Below are 15,809 nucleotides of genomic sequence, written 5' to 3' on the forward strand. Positions count from 1 at the left end.
GCTATCCATTTTGTTATTTGATAAATAAAGTGTTTTTCTTGCAATAAATTAACTTACATTATTATCTTTTTAGAACGAATGTTACTTAGAGTAAAAGGAACATTCGAGCGCAGAATATAATTAAGACACCGCCCCGATATAACAACTCGATAGACATTCACCGCAGCCATTACAATCATCATTTAAGATTGGCGTGCTGTTAGCGATAAGGCTGAGTGCTTGTTTGGGGCAATCATCAACACACTCTTGGCAATTATCAAAAATCTTAGCGTTACAGCTTTTACTAAAAGTTGGACGCCAGCCTGTATCTGTGGTGTTAAGAGTATTCAGTGCTTGAGTATCACAAGCATGAATACAGGCTTGGCAAAAGGTGCAATGGTTAAAACTCAGATCCATTACAGGCCCACTTGTTCCCATTGCCAAGATATTCTGTGGGCAAGCCGCGACACACTTTTCGCAGTTATTACATAAACGAGAAAATAGGCTTTCTTCGACAGCACCGAGTGGCCTTCCTGTATTAATACTGTCAGCTTTTAGGGTATTGGCAGATTGCGATACACCGCGCGACAGCGCACGAAATAAACCACGGCGACTGTGGTTTATTTCATGTTCGTTAGGCATCGATTCGGTGCTATCGGTTTTCATTATTCGCTCTCTTGCCAGTAGTTACGGTGTGATGCGATTTGTAACTGTTGCTCTTCACAATAGATGCTTAACCATGCCTGTGTATAAGCGGCCAGTTGTTGGTAAAAAGCGGTTTGGGCATGTTGCTGCATGCTTTCAAGCATGAAAGGCGCAAAGGGCATTAGGTGCTCACTGAGCAACTGATTTGCTGCTGCTTGATTATCTTGCTCAAGTAATAACGACACCAGCATTAGCATTAAACCGATGTGATCTTCTGGCTCTCGCATACCCGTATCGCAGGCTAAACCTTGTTGGCGAGTAAACTCACGGTATGCCAATGTTGATGAGCCAAATAAGGCATTTTCTTTATCTAAATACGCCGATCCCCATGGTGGACATGGCATATCACCACTGCCTTGCAGTAATTGAAAGTGATCAGCTTCGAGATTTTCCGTGTTAACAACACGGGCAAGCTCTGCAATATTTTTTAATAAATCATCATCTTGATCTGTGAAGGCTTGCAAGATGGCTGTGCCATTGTTTGATGTTGGTGAGTAGAACAAAAGACCACCAAGAAGGCGAAAAAGTGTAGCTTCGTAATGCATAGAGAATACTTGATAAATTTTTGGCGGAGCATACCGAGTTCATAAGCGGAAAAAATTGCGCTTGGTCAAAAAAACAAAACAAGCAATTGCATTTAATTATGTTATTAAATGTTTGTTAAATATTGGTGAAAATTTCATGTTGTATAAATTTGTGACTAACTTCTCAGTTGTGATTTAACAATTATGGAATTTCATATTGCAAATACGATTTGTTGATTTAGCGCAATAATTCTCTCTGTAATTTCAGTGTAAAAGAACGCCCAGAAAAAGACCGCGAGAGTCTTTTCGCATTTTTTATGAGTAGTTGTCCTATGAAAAACACACTGAAAGCAATGATTTCCGGTGGCCTATCAAGACGTGATTTTATGAAAACGTCGAGTGCTGTCGGTGGATTGGCTGCGACTGCCAGCGCCATGACCCTGCCATTTAAATCAAGCCCTGTTGCTGCCGCGACAGAGCAAGCGGTGAATGAAAAAATCGTCTGGAGTGCGTGCACCGTTAACTGTGGTAGCCGTTGTCCATTACGTATGCATGTGGTTGATGGTGAAATCAAATGGGTTGAAACCGATAACACAGGTGATGATGAATACGGTAATCACCAAGTGCGTGCGTGTTTACGTGGCCGTTCAATGCGTCGCCGTGTTTACAACCCTGATCGTTTGAAGTACCCAATGAAACGTGTCGGAAATCGTGGTGAAGGTAAATTCAAACGTATTTCATGGGATGAGGCGTATGATGAAATCGCTAACAATATGAAGCGAATCATCAAAGATCACGGTAACGAAGCGATCTATCTGAACTATGGTACAGGTACGCTTGGCGGCACCGTTACTAAATCATGGCCGCCAGCAGGCTCGCTTGTGGCACGTATGATGAACCTATGTGGTGGTTACTTAAATCATTACGGCGACTACTCAACAGCACAAATCAAAGAAGGCCTTAACTACACCTATGGTGGCTGGGGGGCGGGTAACTCGTTCTCTGATCTTGAAAACACCAAGTTAATTGTACAGTTTGGTAATAACCCGGCTGAAACTCGTATGTCTGGCGGCGGTTTGATCCATCACTTAATGGAATCAAAAGAGCGTTCAAAAGCGCGCATGATCATGGTTGATCCTCGTTATACCGACACTGCGGGTGGTCGTGAAGATGAGTGGATCCCAATTCGTCCAGGTACAGACGCAGCATTTGTTGCGGCAATGGCGTATGTGATGATCAAAGAAGATTTGGTCGATCAGCCATTCTTGGATAAATACTGTGTCGGTTACGATGAGAAAACTTTACCAGCATCAGCGCCAGCGAAGAGTGACTACAAGTCTTACATCTTAGGTGAAGGCGAAGACGGTATTGTGAAAACCCCTGAGTGGGCAGCAAAAATTACCGGCATTCCGGTTGATACCATTATTAAAACCGCCCGTGAAATTGGCTCAACCAAACCTTGTGCGGTATTACAAGGCTGGGGCTTACAGCGTACCGCTAATGGTGAAATTGCCTGTCGTGCGATCGCAATGTTAGCACTGCTTACAGGTAACGTGGGTATTAACGGTGGTGGTACGGGGGCGCGTGAATCTGACTACAACATTCCGTTTGTCCGTTTCCCAACCTTAACGAACCCGATTGAAGCGTCGATCCCTATGTTCCTATGGACAGATGCGATTGTTCGCGGCACTGAAATGACCGATCTACGTGATGGTGTCCGTGGCGTTAAACAGCTCAAATCACCAATTAAAATGATTTGGAACTACGCGGGTAACTGTTTGATCAATCAGCATTCTGATATCAACAAAACCCACGAGATCTTACAAGATGACAAAGCCTGTGAGCTGATTGTGGTGATTGATAACCACATGACGTCATCGGCAAAATATGCCGATATCGTCCTGCCTGATCTTACAACCTCAGAGCAATCTGATTTCTGTATGGATACTAAAGCAGCCAACATGCCGTATTTCATTTTTGCCGATAAAGCGATTGAACCGCAGTTTGAAGCCAAAGGTATTTACGAAATGTGTTCTGAAATTTCAAAACGCATGGGCGTGGGTGAGCAGTTTACCGAAGGTCGTGATCAAGAAGGATGGCTACGTCACTTGTATGCGTTAACTCGTGAGCAAGATCCATCACTGCCTGATTTTGAAACCATGCGTAAGCTAGGTATCTACAAGCGTCGCGATCCAAACGGCCACTTTGTTGCTTACAAAGACTTCCGTGAAGATCCAGAGAAAAACCCGTTAACCACACCATCGGGCAAGATTGAGATCTACTCTGAGCGTTTAGCACACCTAGCGGCAACATGGGAACTTCAAGAAGACGAAGTGATCCATCCACTGCCTATCTATGTGTCAACGTTTGATGGTTGGGATTCAAAACAGCGTGAGCAATTCCCACTGCAGTTAACTGGTTTCCACTACAAAGCCCGTTGTCACTCAACCTATGGCAATGTTGATGTGATCAAAGAAGCGGCACGTCAAGAAATGTGGATTAACCCGATTGATGCCCAGCAACGTGGTATCGAAAACGGCGATTTGATCCGTATTTTCAACGATCGCGGTGAAACTCAAATTCCAGCCAAAGTCACCCCACGTATTCTGCCGGGTGTAGTTGCTCTGGGTGAAGGTGCTTGGTATGCCCCTGATAAACGTAAAGTCGATAAAGGTGGCTGTATCAACGTATTAACCTCTCAGCGTCCGAGTCCGCTGGCGAAAGGTAACCCACAGCACACTAACTTAGTGGAAGTTCAACTGGTGAAAAAGGCATAAGGTTAAAGCATGAAACAATACGGCTTTTATATTGATTCAAGTAAGTGCACCGGTTGTAAAACGTGTCAGCTTGCTTGTAAAGACAACAAAGATTTAGATGTTGGGGTTAACTTCCGTCGTGTATACGAATATGCGGGTGGTAACTGGGTAGAAGATAACGGCACTTGGCGTCAAGACGTGTTTTCTTACTATGTATCGATGGCGTGTAATCACTGTACTAAACCTGCTTGTACCAAAGTTTGTCCAAGCGGCGCGATGCACAAGCGTAAAGAAGACGGCTTTGTGGTTGTCGACACTGAAAAATGTATCGGTTGTCAGTACTGTGGCATGGCATGTCCTTACGGCGCACCACAATACAATGCTGAAAAAGGTCACATGACCAAGTGTGATGGTTGTTATGAGCGAGTTGGTCAAGGGCTACAGCCTATTTGTGTTGATTCTTGTCCGCTACGTGCGTTGGAGTTTGGCCCTATTGCAGAGCTACGTGCCAAATACGGCAGTCATGCAGAAGTGGCACCGCTACCAAAAGCATCATTAACGCAACCAAACATCATCATTAAACCGAACCGCCATGCGCGTCCTTGTGGAGACACCACAGGTCACTTGGCTAACCCGAAGGAAGTGTAATATGGCATGGCATGAATGGCCGCTTATCGTCTTTACGGTATTGGCACAAACATCGGTAGGTGCATTTTTAGTGTTAGCTACCATGATGTTAACAAAGCAACTGTCACTCGCTGCAGAAAAGCGTCTTCATAAAGCGATGTTCGGTTTATGGGCGATAATGGGATTGGGTTTCCTTGCATCGATTATGCACCTTGGTAGCCCACTGCGCGCAATGAATGCGTTGAATATGCTGGGTAGCTCTTGGTTATCAAATGAAATTGCAACGGGGAGTGCGTTCTTCGCTTTAGGTGGCATGTTCTGGTTATTGTCGGTATTAAACGTTGGCAGTGTAGCAATCCGCAAAGCCCTAATGATCGGTGCGATGCTGGTGGGCGTTGCCTTTATGTATGCGATGACCATGGTATACATGATTGATACTGTGCCTACGTGGTACACACCGTTAACGCCAGCAGCATTTGTGATCACTATGCTGATCAGCGGTACAGCATTGGCACAACTCCTGTTATCAGTGGCAAAACATGACAGCACAGTAGCGAACAAGCTGCTACCTGTTATGGGGTTGGTGGGGATGTTCGCGGTAGTAATGGTTGTGATGTTGCTTTCATCGCACCTAGCGAGTATTGAAACCAGTGTGACGACGGCATTAGCGGTAGTGCCACAGCACACAAGCTTGCAGATAGCCCGTATTGTCTTAATCGTCGCTGCAATGGTGCTGTGGTTATTACCTGTGGTTCAGCGTAAAAATGTAACAGTACTACCGATGGCTATGGCATTTACCATGATTGTGGTAGCAGAGCTAATCGGCCGTGGCTTCTTCTATGGCATGCACTTAAGCGCTGGTATGTAATACGCTGCCATATAAGCGAAATATTGATGAAGAATAAAATGGATAGGGGCGAGAGTTCCTATCCATTTTTTATTTTGGATGATAGGAAAACTATCACGCTGCTATGAGCTATGAGCTATGAGCTATGAGCTATGAGCTATGGCTTATTGCTGTCAATTAATTCATCGTTCTTATAACGTAATCGACCAATTTGCTCACCTTGCTTGTTGTATATTTTTACCACCCCATTTTTTTTGCCATCAACATAATATTCCTCAACCTTTAATTGCCCATTTCTAAAGTAGCTTTTTGCTACGCCATTGAGCTTACCTCTACGGTAATTTTCTTCAAACTCTAGCGTACCGTCATCATAGTAGCCTTTTAAACTTCCCCTAGGTTTGCCATTAACATAGTTCTCTTCAAGTTTGATCCCACCATGTTGGTAGTAAGCCTTTAACAGCCCATGCGTTTGCCCATTAAGATAGTTTTCTTCGTATTTGAGTGCGCCACTTTTATAATAAATTTTGCTGGGGCCATGTGGGTAGCCGTTACGAAAATAGCCAACAAGCTGAAGTGCTCCATTGTCGTAATAGCTCTTTACCATGCCTTCGGGTTTGCCATTTTTAAAATAGCCCTCAGTTCTTAACACGCCATTTTTGTAAAAGCCTTTTCGTAGCCCTTCGAGCTTACCGTTCACATAGTTATCTAGACTTCTTAGTTCACCTGTGGGGTAGTATGTTTTGTGAATAGCAGCGGATGATAACGGCGAGAAAAGTAGCATGAATAAGGCGATCAGCGTTGTTATTTTCATGGTGCTACTCCACGTTGAACCTTGAGTTATAACGTGAGTATATGCATAGCATTTAATCTTGAGCGGTAAATAAGTGAGAGAGAAGAAAGAAATGCTTGATCTAAATAAAAGCGTTGAGGTTGGTGTGGTACGCTAATGCTGTTGTTAATATTCCGAGAACGACCACAATAAGAAGAGGGAAGTATTTAACGTGTTGATGAATAAAAACCGTAACGTTATGAGAGGCTATCCACGACGATACAGTTTTTATGATATAGGCGGTCGTTTTATCTCAGTACCGGCTATGTTAGCCCAAACAAATTGTCAGTTTGGTCATGTTACTGGCGTTGCTATATATCGCGGTATCAGACTGATCACTATTGTTATGGCATTCAAGTCTGAATCCATCTCTGATCGTTGGGTTCTCATTAATGAAAGTATTGAAAGCTTCGATGCTTGATGTCGAGCTAATGACCGAATCAATTTCTCGATGGTTTGCTCCCTGCTGAATTATACCTGTTATCTTAAATTCACGAATTTCCATTGCTAAACCTTTACAGACTTTAAAACTCATTATTATTTTAACTCATTATATATTATGGACTGGTGATAAATATATAAAGAAATGATGAAAGCGATCTGGATCTACTAATAGATATATCTGACAACAGATAAGACAAAAATAACTCATTATTTTGTTTTAGCGAGTATATGTTTCATTCGGCTAATAATAAGTGAACAATATATAGCCGTATTTTTATTAGTTTCATAGCGTTTTATTGCTACTTCTTAGTTTTTCGTAGTGTTTCTTAAAGTATAAAACGTAAATTTACGTATTTTAAATCGCATTCATGCGCTTTTTCTTAATAAAACCATATTATACTCTCGTAACAAATTTGAGCTTTGTCACAAAAAATAAAACTAAATTTAATATTATTTTTAATTAAACTTAAAAATTAAATATATGTTTAATAAGTGTCATTTTTTAATTATTTAAATAAATGGTTTTATATTTTTTATTTGTGGCTTTATTGATATGGAAAATATAAGGTTGCGATGTTTTTACAAAATAATAATTGTAAAATAAAAGCTAATTCAATAATAAATAAAAAGACGTTTATATTGAAGAACTCATATATCGCATTAGTTATTGGACGTTTAATTTCTAGCAATGTTGCCCATGAGCAAAACCTGGTGTGCCAACTATCGAGTGGGGTGAGTATAAATATATGCTGCCTGAAATTTTGCACTTATGCTCGCTCTTATAATGACAGTGAGCAGCGATTTTTTGCTGGTGAACTTAAGTTTTCAATAGGTTAAGTGTGAATCTTGTGACTCTTTTTTAAATAAAAATAACGCCAAAATGAAAACTTATTCGCATTAGTTAATCTAATGTTTACTTGGTGTTTTTCTCGTTTTTAAATTAAGTCTGCCTGATTATAATTCCTCACATAGCAGCAAGGTTGAAGCTTATAAAACCTGACTTTGTATGCTGTTTTAACTTTATTAATACTTGATTTTCAGAGGAATTAACCATGTCTACAATCATGAATAAAATTATCAAATTATACGTACCTGTTTTCTCACCAATGTACAAAAGCAACAACATGGTGAAATAATTTGATAGGACTATTAGTAAATAACAATACTTAAAGGGCTTTGAAGATGAATTCAAAGCCCTTTTTATATTCATTATTGTTTCAATGCGTTGGCGATGTCACGCCAGTCTGCCATTTTGAAGTTTTGATTTTGATCGTCATACGAGGCATCAACGTTATAGCCATCTTGAACAAGGAATAATCCTTGCGGGAAACGATCACTAATCGTGGCAGAAACAGCATAGTAATGTAGCGAAGTTAGAGCAGTTTCCAGAATTGAGCTTTCTGTTTGGGCAGCAATTGATCCCGAGTGTATTTCCGACGACTAGCCATATATTGATCCATGCCCCGACCGTCAACACCTTGATGAATAATATAGCGCTTTACTCTGAGAGCTACTTCCCTTTATCTAAACTCACCACACAATTTGATGATTCGGGCGTTTATGTTTTCGTCGAAGATCCTTATGGGATTGAGGCTTCATTGAGTTCCCGAGATCGTATTGCTTATTTTCGTTGGTTAACAGAGTATGTCTTTACTTCGGTTATATCGTTAGTTAATTGGCGAGCTGATACCCAATTACCTTGGTCTGTTATGGTGGATTGGTTATGCCCACCATGGCAAGAGCATTATCAGATGTATTGGGAGAAGGTCAATTTCAATCAGCCGATGATTGCCTTGCATTTACCCAAGCAGTATCTGGATGTCACTTTGAAAGATAGCTCTTCAACCTTGTTCAAGTCCCGTCGTTAAATGCGTTATCTGAAATGATGTTAATGAGCCCTGCCACGCTAAAACGTCGATTAAAAGCACATCATCATACTTACCGTTCATTATTGGGCGAGGTTAACCAGCAGCATGCTTTATATTTACAACAGATAAAACAATGGGATGATCACCAAATTGCGCAAGAGATGCAATTTTTTGATGTCAGTAATTATCGCCGTGCAATCCGCCGTTGGAAGACAAATTAATCACGTCAATTATTCTATAATGTCTAGTAATATAGAGTAAGGTGTACTAATTTCACGACCACGTAAAATTAGCACTTATTAATAACCAGCAATATCGATAATTAAGATTTCACTGATAATAAGAATAATAACATTAAACAATGAGAGTTAACGTTTTTAATTAAATATCTTTATGATATTTAATTAAAAAATAAAAGAGGGGAAGGTTGGTTGTTATTTAATGCTATTATATTTAATGGTAGTTAATTGTTATTAATTAACTAATACTGCTTCTTTTATAAATATTCGAACTATTAAAAACAAAGAAATGTTATAACATAACAATTCTGAGTGTTTACCTCAGGATTATTCATGTCGTGATTAGGAATAGATCAATGAAAAAGAAGTCTTCATTTATAGTATTGATGACAACGCTGTGCGTCTTGTTATCAGTATCAAAAGCAATGGCTGCAGAAGCGCCAATTGATGTAACGGTAAGTATTGCCCCACAAAAGTATTTTGTGAAAGAAATTGGCGGGAATAATGTTAATGTCAATGTAATGGTGCCAGCAGGCGCTGAGCCAGATGATTACGAACCAACACCAAACCAAGTTGTGTTACTTAACAAGAGTAAACTTTACTTTTCTATCGGTGTGCCATTTGAAAAAAGCTGGTTAAACAAATTTAAAAGCTCAGCAAAAGATCTAACGATTGTTGATACCCAGCAAGGTATTGAGCGTATGCCAATGGATTATAACGACGATGGTGAGCGTATTCCTGAGGCATCAGGCATTAAAGACCCACATATTTGGTTATCACCAGCCCTTGTGCGTATTCAAGCCATGAACATTCGTGATGCATTAATTAACATTGATCCTCAGCACCAGCAAGAATATCGCGAAAATTATCTGAAATTCTCTAAAAAGATCAATCAAATTGATGATGCTTTAATTACGATTATGGCGAAGATCCCTGCAGCACATAATCAATTTATGACGTATCACCCAGCGTGGGGTTACTTCGCGACAGATTACGGCTTACGTCAACTGCCTATTCAAAATGAAGGTAAAGAAGCCAGTGCGCAACGTCTAAAATCACTGATTGATACAGCAAAGAAACAGCACATTAAAGTTATCTTTATTGAGCCGCAGTTTTCAAAAGAACAAGCAAAAGTTATTGCGAATGCAATTGGCGGCAAAGTGGTGGCAATTAACCCACTTGCAGAAGATTGGGGTAATAACTTGCTAACGGTTGCGAACGCGTTTGAATCTAACGTGAATCATTAAGAGCGAAAAAATGAAAAAGATTGTGGATGTACAGAATGTCAGTTTTGCTTATAAGAACCATCAAGCATTAATTGACATAAACTTCGAGCTTTACGAAGGTCAACGTTGTGCATTACTTGGACCCAATGGCGGTGGTAAAACGACATTAGTCAAACTACTACTGGGCATATTATCGGGTTATCAGGGCAATCTCGCACTGTTTGGTGACCGTCCCGGTCGCCATCCAGCGCTTATTGGGTATGTTCCTCAACAATATAAATTGAATCCAATATTACCCGTCACAGTAAAAGACGTAGTATTAATGGGGGCCAATGCAGAGCAGCTAAAAGATAAGGCATCGCTGCCAGCCTTATTAACCCAAGCATTACAACAAATGCATATCGAGCATATAGAAAATACGCTGTTTAAAGATCTTTCCGGCGGGCAGCGTCAACGTGTATTAGTCGCTAGGGCGTTGATTGCCCAACCTAAGTTATTAATCCTTGATGAGCCAACCAGTAATGTCGATCCAAGCATGACGGCACAATTTTTTGCCTTGATATCAGCGCTGCCCAAAGATGTTGCAGTATTAGTGGTAAGCCATGATATGGGGATTTTAGAGTATCAGATTGATGTGATTTTAGGGCTAAACCAAACCATGAAAGTGCAGCAGAGTAAGGCATTAACGTCTGATATGTTGCAACACTTATACGGCGTGAACAGCCATTTTCTTCAAGATCTTGTTCAGCCAACTACAACCAATCACAAAACAAGTCCTGCTTTAGTATGATCGAGCTCTTACAATATAACTTTATTCAACATGCATTAATTGCAGCAGTGCTGGTTAGCATTGTTGCCGGCATTATTGGCGTATTAGTCGTGACCAATCGATTAGTATTTCTCTCTGGTGGTATTGTTCACACAGCATACGGCGGTGTGGGGTTAGCTTTCTATGCAGGCACTGCGGTAATGCCAACAACCTTGGTATTTACTTCGATTAATGCCTTGTTATTAGGGGTGCTAAGTCAGCGTAAACTAGAGCAGTTAGATATTTTTATCGGTCTGATTTGGTCGCTAGGCATGGCAATCGGCATCATCTTAATGGCGTTAACGCCGGGATATGGGGCAGATTTAAGCAGTTACCTGTTTGGTAGTATTCTCACTGTTCCAGTCTCGACGTTATATCTGATGGGGGGCAGTGTACTCATCATTGGTGCTTACACGATTTATAACTATCGTTCGCTAGTCTTAATGTCTTTTGATGCTGATTTTGCGCAGAGTAAAGGCGTTAAAGTAAAACGCATGTACTTATCATTATTAGTGCTGGTGGCAATTGCCAGCGTTATCTTAGTGAAAGTGGTGGGTATTGTATTGGTGATGGCGCTGCTAACCATGCCAGCGTACATGGCGGCGCAATATACAAAATCGATGTTATCCATGATGTGCCACAGTATTTTATGGTGCCTTGGCTTTACGTTAACGGGGTTGATTTTCTCTTACCAGATGAATCTACCGTCAGGGGCCACCATTGTTGTTACCGCGTCTATTTGTTTAGCGTTGCAACTGGGGCTTAAAGAAATCCTGAAATTCTTCAAAAAAGGCGCTGTTCAAGCCGCGTAATGGTACAGCAAGTAGAAGCGCCCCTTCTACTTGCTACCTACTTCTATACCCTCGTTATCCTCTTCCTGTTTTTCCCATGTCACCCACGCTTTTTACATTTATGATTGGTAGATTTCTGCGTAATTGCACGGTAAATGTTACAAAGTGTAACGAGTAAATATTCGTAGTGAGCATTAAGTTATTGTTTTTAATTTCTTTAGGTTATTAGTCATCAGCTGATTTGATCTTCTTGGCGTCAAAAAAGTATCGTTGGTAATCAAAAAAAATATTTTTCTGAAAGCAGGTCTAAATTTTGAACGCTGTTCTATATTGGTGTCGCCAAAAAAATAACGATAGCTATGTCACAAATTTGAACCAATCAAAGACCGATCCCGCGTGCCGTAATAATGTTCTGTTACATCTCACCACTGTGGATTCTCACAAGCTCCGTTATGCTCCACGCATCTTAGGCACTTTTATTAAAGATACATGCCTATCCAATGTCGTTTTAAGAGTAATAACATGAAAAAAACATCTCTATTTGCATTGAGTGCAGTGGCACTGTCTTGCGCAATTAGCTTTACCGCTCACGCGGGTGACAAAATGGTTAACCCTGAAGGCGGGGTTGTTGTGGGTTACTGGCATAACTGGGCTGACGGCCAAGGTTATAAAATGGGTAATGCACCTGCGATGTCACTAAAAGACATTAACCCAATGTATAACGTGGTTGATGTTTCTTTCATGAAAGTTTACGACGTGGCTGAAGGCCGTATTCCGACGTTTCATTTAGATGCGGAAACGGGTTTAACCGAGCAGCAATTCATCGACCAAATTAAAGCGCTTAACGATCAAGGTCGCTCTGTGCTTATCGCACTAGGTGGCGCTGATGCGCACGTTGAAATGAAAACAGGCGATGAGCAAGCATTCGCTGATGAAATCATTCGTCTAACAGATTTATACGGTTTCGATGGTCTAGATATCGACCTTGAGCAAGCAGCGATTGATGCGGCGGATAACCAAACCGTTATTCCAGCGGCACTGCGTATGGTTAAAGATCACTACCGTGCACAAGGTAAAAACTTCCTTATCACCATGGCGCCAGAATTCCCGTACCTAACAGAATCGGGCAAATACATTCCTTACATCACAGGTCTTGAAGGTTACTACGACTGGATCAACCCACAGTTTTACAACCAAGGTGGTGACGGCGTTTACATTGAAGGCATTGGTTGGATTGCCCAAAATAATGATGCGCTAAAAGAAGAGTTCATCTACTACATGGCTGATTCATTGATCAACGGTACTCGTGGTTTCACTAAGATCCCACACGATAAACTTGTATTTGGTATTCCAACCAACATCGATGCCGCAGCAACAGGTTACGTACAAGACCCACAAGATTTGTTTGATGCATTCAAACGCCTTGAAGCACAATCTCAGCCACTACGTGGTGTAATGACATGGTCTATCAACTGGGATATCGGCACGAATAAAGCAGGTCAAGCGTACAACAGCAGCTTTATTAACACTTACGGCCCGTTCATTCACAGCCAAGTGCCACCGGTTGTTCAACCGGGTAAACCTGTGATCATGGGTTTAACGGATGCTCGCGTTCAGCACCGCACAAACTTTGATGCAATGGCTGGCGTAACAGCAACAGACAAAGAAGACGGCACCCTAACATCAGCAATTAACGTATCTGGCTCGGTAGATACACAACGTGTAGGCGAGTATGTACTAACTTACTCAGTATCAGATTCAGACAACAATGAAACCGTATCACCACGTAAAGTAACCGTATTTAGCGCATTACCAACCTTCGCTGGTGTGGCAAATGCAGTTGTGAAAATCGGTGAAAACTTCGATGTCATGGCTGGCGTATCAGCATCGGATGCAGAAGATGGCGATCTAACAGCAAACATCACAGTATCTGGCACTGTAAACACTGCGGTTGCGGGTCAATACGAACTTGTTTACTCAATCACAGACAGCGCAAACCAGACGGTAACTGTAAAGCGTACCGTGGTAGTTAACGATGGCTCTATCGTGTGTACTAATCCGTGGCAATCAGATGTTGTTTACGTTGAAGGCGATGTAGTAAGCCATAACGGTAAAGATTGGTTAGCGGGTTGGTATACGAAAGGTGAAGAACCAGGCACAACGGGTGAGTGGGGTGTTTGGCGTGAAGCAGGCGATAGCGACTGTGGCGGCGTTGTACCACCACAACCAGAAGCAGATTTCACCGCATCTCTATCGGGCGTAAACAGCAGCTACAAGATCACAAACGGCACAGCGACACTGAACCTGAATTACACCGCGAACAAAGCAAGTTCTGTACAGATTGATGTGATTGACGCAATGGGTTACCCAGTAAACGGCGGTAACTTCACGGCTGATTTTGCCGCTAACAGCGCGATTAAACTGGTACTTAATAACGTAGTGGAAGGTAAACACTCACTACGCATGATCGCCCAATCAAAAGGTGAGCAAGTAGAATCTCGTCACCAGTTTGTATTAGAAGATCAAGGTACGGTTGAGCCACCAGTGACCGACGTTCCTGCTTATGAAGCGGGTAAAGCGTACCAAGCGGGCGACCAAGTATTAGGTACAGACGGTAACGTATACCAATGTAAACCATGGCCTTACACGGGCTGGTGTGCAAACGCTTCATACGCACCGGGTTCAAGCCTATACTGGGCTGACGCATGGGATAAGCTATAAGCTTACCAATAGCTAAATAAACGAAAAGCCAGCATGTTAAGTGCTGGCTTTTTTGTAGGTGAAAGAGACATTATATTTTGTTTATTTCTGAATTCAGTCTTTCGAATAACGGAGCTAATTGCTTACGAATTGAAGTGCTATTCATTTTTTTAGCTGCTGAATGTCCGTATGTTATAAAGTTTCTTTTACCTAAGTGAGAATATCGGCTATATAACTTACGTTTGAAAATCAATCTTTCTTCTTCTTGGTTAGCTATTCTTATTTTGTTATATTTTATCATTGTCTTTTTAGCTAATCTGACACCTTTATGCATTCTGTTTGAGTATCTAGCTAAAGATGAAGAGCGTATATATACTTCTTTTCCATCAAAGATGAATCCCAAGTATTGTAAAGGTTTGTCTGATTTCAATTTATTATTTTTAAATTGAAAGTTTCTAATTTCTGTTTTCTTGTTATTTAATTCTAACTTTAGGTGCTTTATTTCAATGGACGCGGTTTGTTCAACTATATTTTTATATTCATTAGGGATGATGAAAAGAATATCATCACAGTAACGAAAATACTTACCACCTAATTGAGTTATAAAAAAGTTCATCTTCAAATCAAAATCAAACATATAAATGTTTGATAGCATAGCACTTAAAGGTGTCCCTTGAGGTATGCCAAATGAGTCTTTATGTACCTTTATAAGTTTATATTTTCTTACAATCCCTCTGAAATCATGAGGTTCACAAATTCTACGTCTTTTTTTGTTTGGATTATTTAACGATATTCCTAGAGCCTTATATAAGTCTTCTTTTTTTACTTTAGAATATTTAGTTATTGATTTGAAAATATTGTAATGATCATTAGGAAGTCTTTTAACATCAAGTAGATTGCACCATTTTAATTTGAGTATCTCATGATCTAATGTGTCAAAAAATTTAGTAATATCTAAGGCAACAGCACTACATTCACCTAATTTCTTAATTTCGTCAAATGCATTTAAAGAGAAATCTATATTACTTTTACCGAGTGTTCTAAAAGCAAGTATTGAGTCACTTAGCCCATTTTCTTTTATCATTTTTTCATATTTATAGTTTAACATTTTAGAATAATAAGAATATATATGACTATCAATATGAGCTGGATATGAAATCGGTCTTAGTTTAGGTTCTAATACCATAATATTTTTAGTTATGGGATTTTTGGTGATCTTATTAATTACAATATCGTAATTAATAAGAGGATAAAAAGCATGTTTTGCAACAACTTCCGAGTCTGTAACTATTTTTGATGCTTTTTTTGAGTTTATAGGTAGATCGAAATGTAGATACTTACGAGGTTTAAACCAATCTTTAATTAGAATTTTCATTGTTACCTTAGAGGGGCAAAACCGAAGGAGCTAGGACTGCGGCGCTCCATCTGAAAAATCAGAGCGCTCCTTCGGATATTAACAGGTACAG

15 protein-coding genes are annotated in these 15,809 nt (G+C 40.5%); 10 read left to right on the forward strand and 5 right to left on the reverse strand.

The genetic code is table 11. From position 1 onward, the window contains the following. Positions 1 to 120: 120 nt before the first annotated feature. Together C9J41_RS07275 and C9J41_RS07280 are read right to left on the reverse strand one after the other, a co-directional pair. Positions 121 to 645, reverse strand: a complete 525-nt coding sequence (locus C9J41_RS07275; RefSeq protein WP_107294409.1) for a 4Fe-4S dicluster domain-containing protein — start codon at positions 643 to 645, stop codon at positions 121 to 123. Continuing rightward, on the reverse strand, positions 645 to 1,229 hold the full coding sequence (locus C9J41_RS07280) for a molecular chaperone TorD family protein (RefSeq protein ID WP_107294410.1): 585 nt from the start codon (positions 1,227 to 1,229) through the stop codon (positions 645 to 647). Before C9J41_RS07280 ends, C9J41_RS07275 begins: the two co-directional genes overlap by 1 nt. A 311-nt stretch (positions 1,230 to 1,540) precedes the next feature. On the opposite strand from C9J41_RS07280, the gene C9J41_RS07285 reads away from it, so the two are divergent. The 3 genes from C9J41_RS07285 to C9J41_RS07295 are packed head-to-tail and all read left to right on the forward strand — an operon-like array spanning position 1,541 to position 5,459. Next, a complete protein-coding gene (locus C9J41_RS07285) occupies positions 1,541 to 3,985 on the forward strand; it encodes a DmsA/YnfE/YnfF family dimethyl sulfoxide reductase (protein WP_107208754.1) in 2,445 nt (814 codons plus the stop codon). A gap of 9 nt (positions 3,986 to 3,994) precedes the next feature. Beyond that, complete coding sequence (locus C9J41_RS07290) at positions 3,995 to 4,612, forward strand: DMSO/selenate family reductase complex B subunit (RefSeq protein ID WP_107208755.1); 618 nt, start codon at positions 3,995 to 3,997, stop codon at positions 4,610 to 4,612. A 1-nt stretch (position 4,613) separates the two neighbouring features. Continuing rightward, positions 4,614 to 5,459: a DmsC/YnfH family molybdoenzyme membrane anchor subunit gene (locus C9J41_RS07295; RefSeq protein ID WP_107208756.1), complete on the forward strand. Its 846-nt coding sequence runs from the start codon at positions 4,614 to 4,616 to the stop codon at positions 5,457 to 5,459. 136 nt (positions 5,460 to 5,595) lie between these two features. Here the strand turns inward: C9J41_RS07295 and C9J41_RS07300 are convergent, their stop codons facing one another. Next, positions 5,596 to 6,249, reverse strand: a complete 654-nt coding sequence (locus C9J41_RS07300) for a toxin-antitoxin system YwqK family antitoxin (RefSeq protein ID WP_107208757.1) — start codon at positions 6,247 to 6,249, stop codon at positions 5,596 to 5,598. A 190-nt stretch (positions 6,250 to 6,439) separates the two neighbouring features. On the opposite strand from C9J41_RS07300, the gene C9J41_RS21785 reads away from it, so the two are divergent. Further along, positions 6,440 to 6,688 (forward strand): hypothetical protein, encoded by a 249-nt coding sequence (locus C9J41_RS21785; protein ID WP_158259672.1) that lies wholly within the window; start codon positions 6,440 to 6,442, stop codon positions 6,686 to 6,688. A 1,232-nt stretch (positions 6,689 to 7,920) separates the two neighbouring features. On the opposite strand, the gene C9J41_RS22150 is transcribed toward C9J41_RS21785, so the two are convergent. Continuing rightward, the gene (locus tag C9J41_RS22150) at positions 7,921 to 8,142 is read right to left on the reverse strand and encodes a phytase (protein WP_369917493.1); all 222 of its coding nucleotides are present in this window, start codon (positions 8,140 to 8,142) and stop codon (positions 7,921 to 7,923) included. Here C9J41_RS22150 and C9J41_RS07315 point away from each other — a divergent pair. The 6 genes from C9J41_RS07315 (at position 8,103) to C9J41_RS07340 (ending at position 14,364) form a co-directional block, all read left to right on the forward strand. Then, positions 8,103 to 8,579: an AraC family transcriptional regulator ligand-binding domain-containing protein gene (locus C9J41_RS07315; RefSeq protein ID WP_107294411.1), complete on the forward strand. Its 477-nt coding sequence runs from the start codon at positions 8,103 to 8,105 to the stop codon at positions 8,577 to 8,579. The two genes, C9J41_RS22150 and C9J41_RS07315, sit on opposite strands and share 40 nt — an antisense overlap. Positions 8,580 to 8,602: 23 nt before the next feature. Then, entirely contained in the window at positions 8,603 to 8,800 is a 198-nt protein-coding gene (locus C9J41_RS07320) for a hypothetical protein (RefSeq protein WP_107294412.1), read from the forward strand. A 374-nt stretch (positions 8,801 to 9,174) separates the two neighbouring features. Continuing rightward, the gene (locus C9J41_RS07325; RefSeq protein ID WP_107208761.1) at positions 9,175 to 10,065 is read left to right on the forward strand and encodes a metal ABC transporter solute-binding protein, Zn/Mn family; all 891 of its coding nucleotides are present in this window, start codon (positions 9,175 to 9,177) and stop codon (positions 10,063 to 10,065) included. Between the two features lie 10 nt (positions 10,066 to 10,075). Next, positions 10,076 to 10,834 carry a metal ABC transporter ATP-binding protein gene (locus tag C9J41_RS07330; RefSeq protein ID WP_107208762.1) on the forward strand — a complete coding sequence of 253 codons (759 nt, stop codon included), beginning with the start codon at positions 10,076 to 10,078 and terminating at the stop codon, positions 10,832 to 10,834. Continuing rightward, positions 10,831 to 11,664 (forward strand): metal ABC transporter permease, encoded by an 834-nt coding sequence (locus tag C9J41_RS07335; protein WP_107208763.1) that lies wholly within the window; start codon positions 10,831 to 10,833, stop codon positions 11,662 to 11,664. The genes C9J41_RS07330 and C9J41_RS07335 overlap by 4 nt, the downstream gene beginning before the upstream one ends. Positions 11,665 to 12,165: 501 nt before the next feature. After that, positions 12,166 to 14,364: an immunoglobulin-like domain-containing protein gene (locus C9J41_RS07340; protein WP_107294413.1), complete on the forward strand. Its 2,199-nt coding sequence runs from the start codon at positions 12,166 to 12,168 to the stop codon at positions 14,362 to 14,364. A 70-nt stretch (positions 14,365 to 14,434) separates the two neighbouring features. On the opposite strand, the gene drt2 is transcribed toward C9J41_RS07340, so the two are convergent. Further along, entirely contained in the window at positions 14,435 to 15,718 is a 1,284-nt protein-coding gene (gene drt2 / locus C9J41_RS07345) for an antiviral reverse transcriptase Drt2 (protein WP_107294414.1), read from the reverse strand. Positions 15,719 to 15,809: the final 91 nt, after the last annotated feature.

The sequence above is a fragment of the Photobacterium sp. GB-50 genome (assembly GCF_003026755.1).
Taxonomy (GTDB): domain Bacteria; phylum Pseudomonadota; class Gammaproteobacteria; order Enterobacterales; family Vibrionaceae; genus Photobacterium.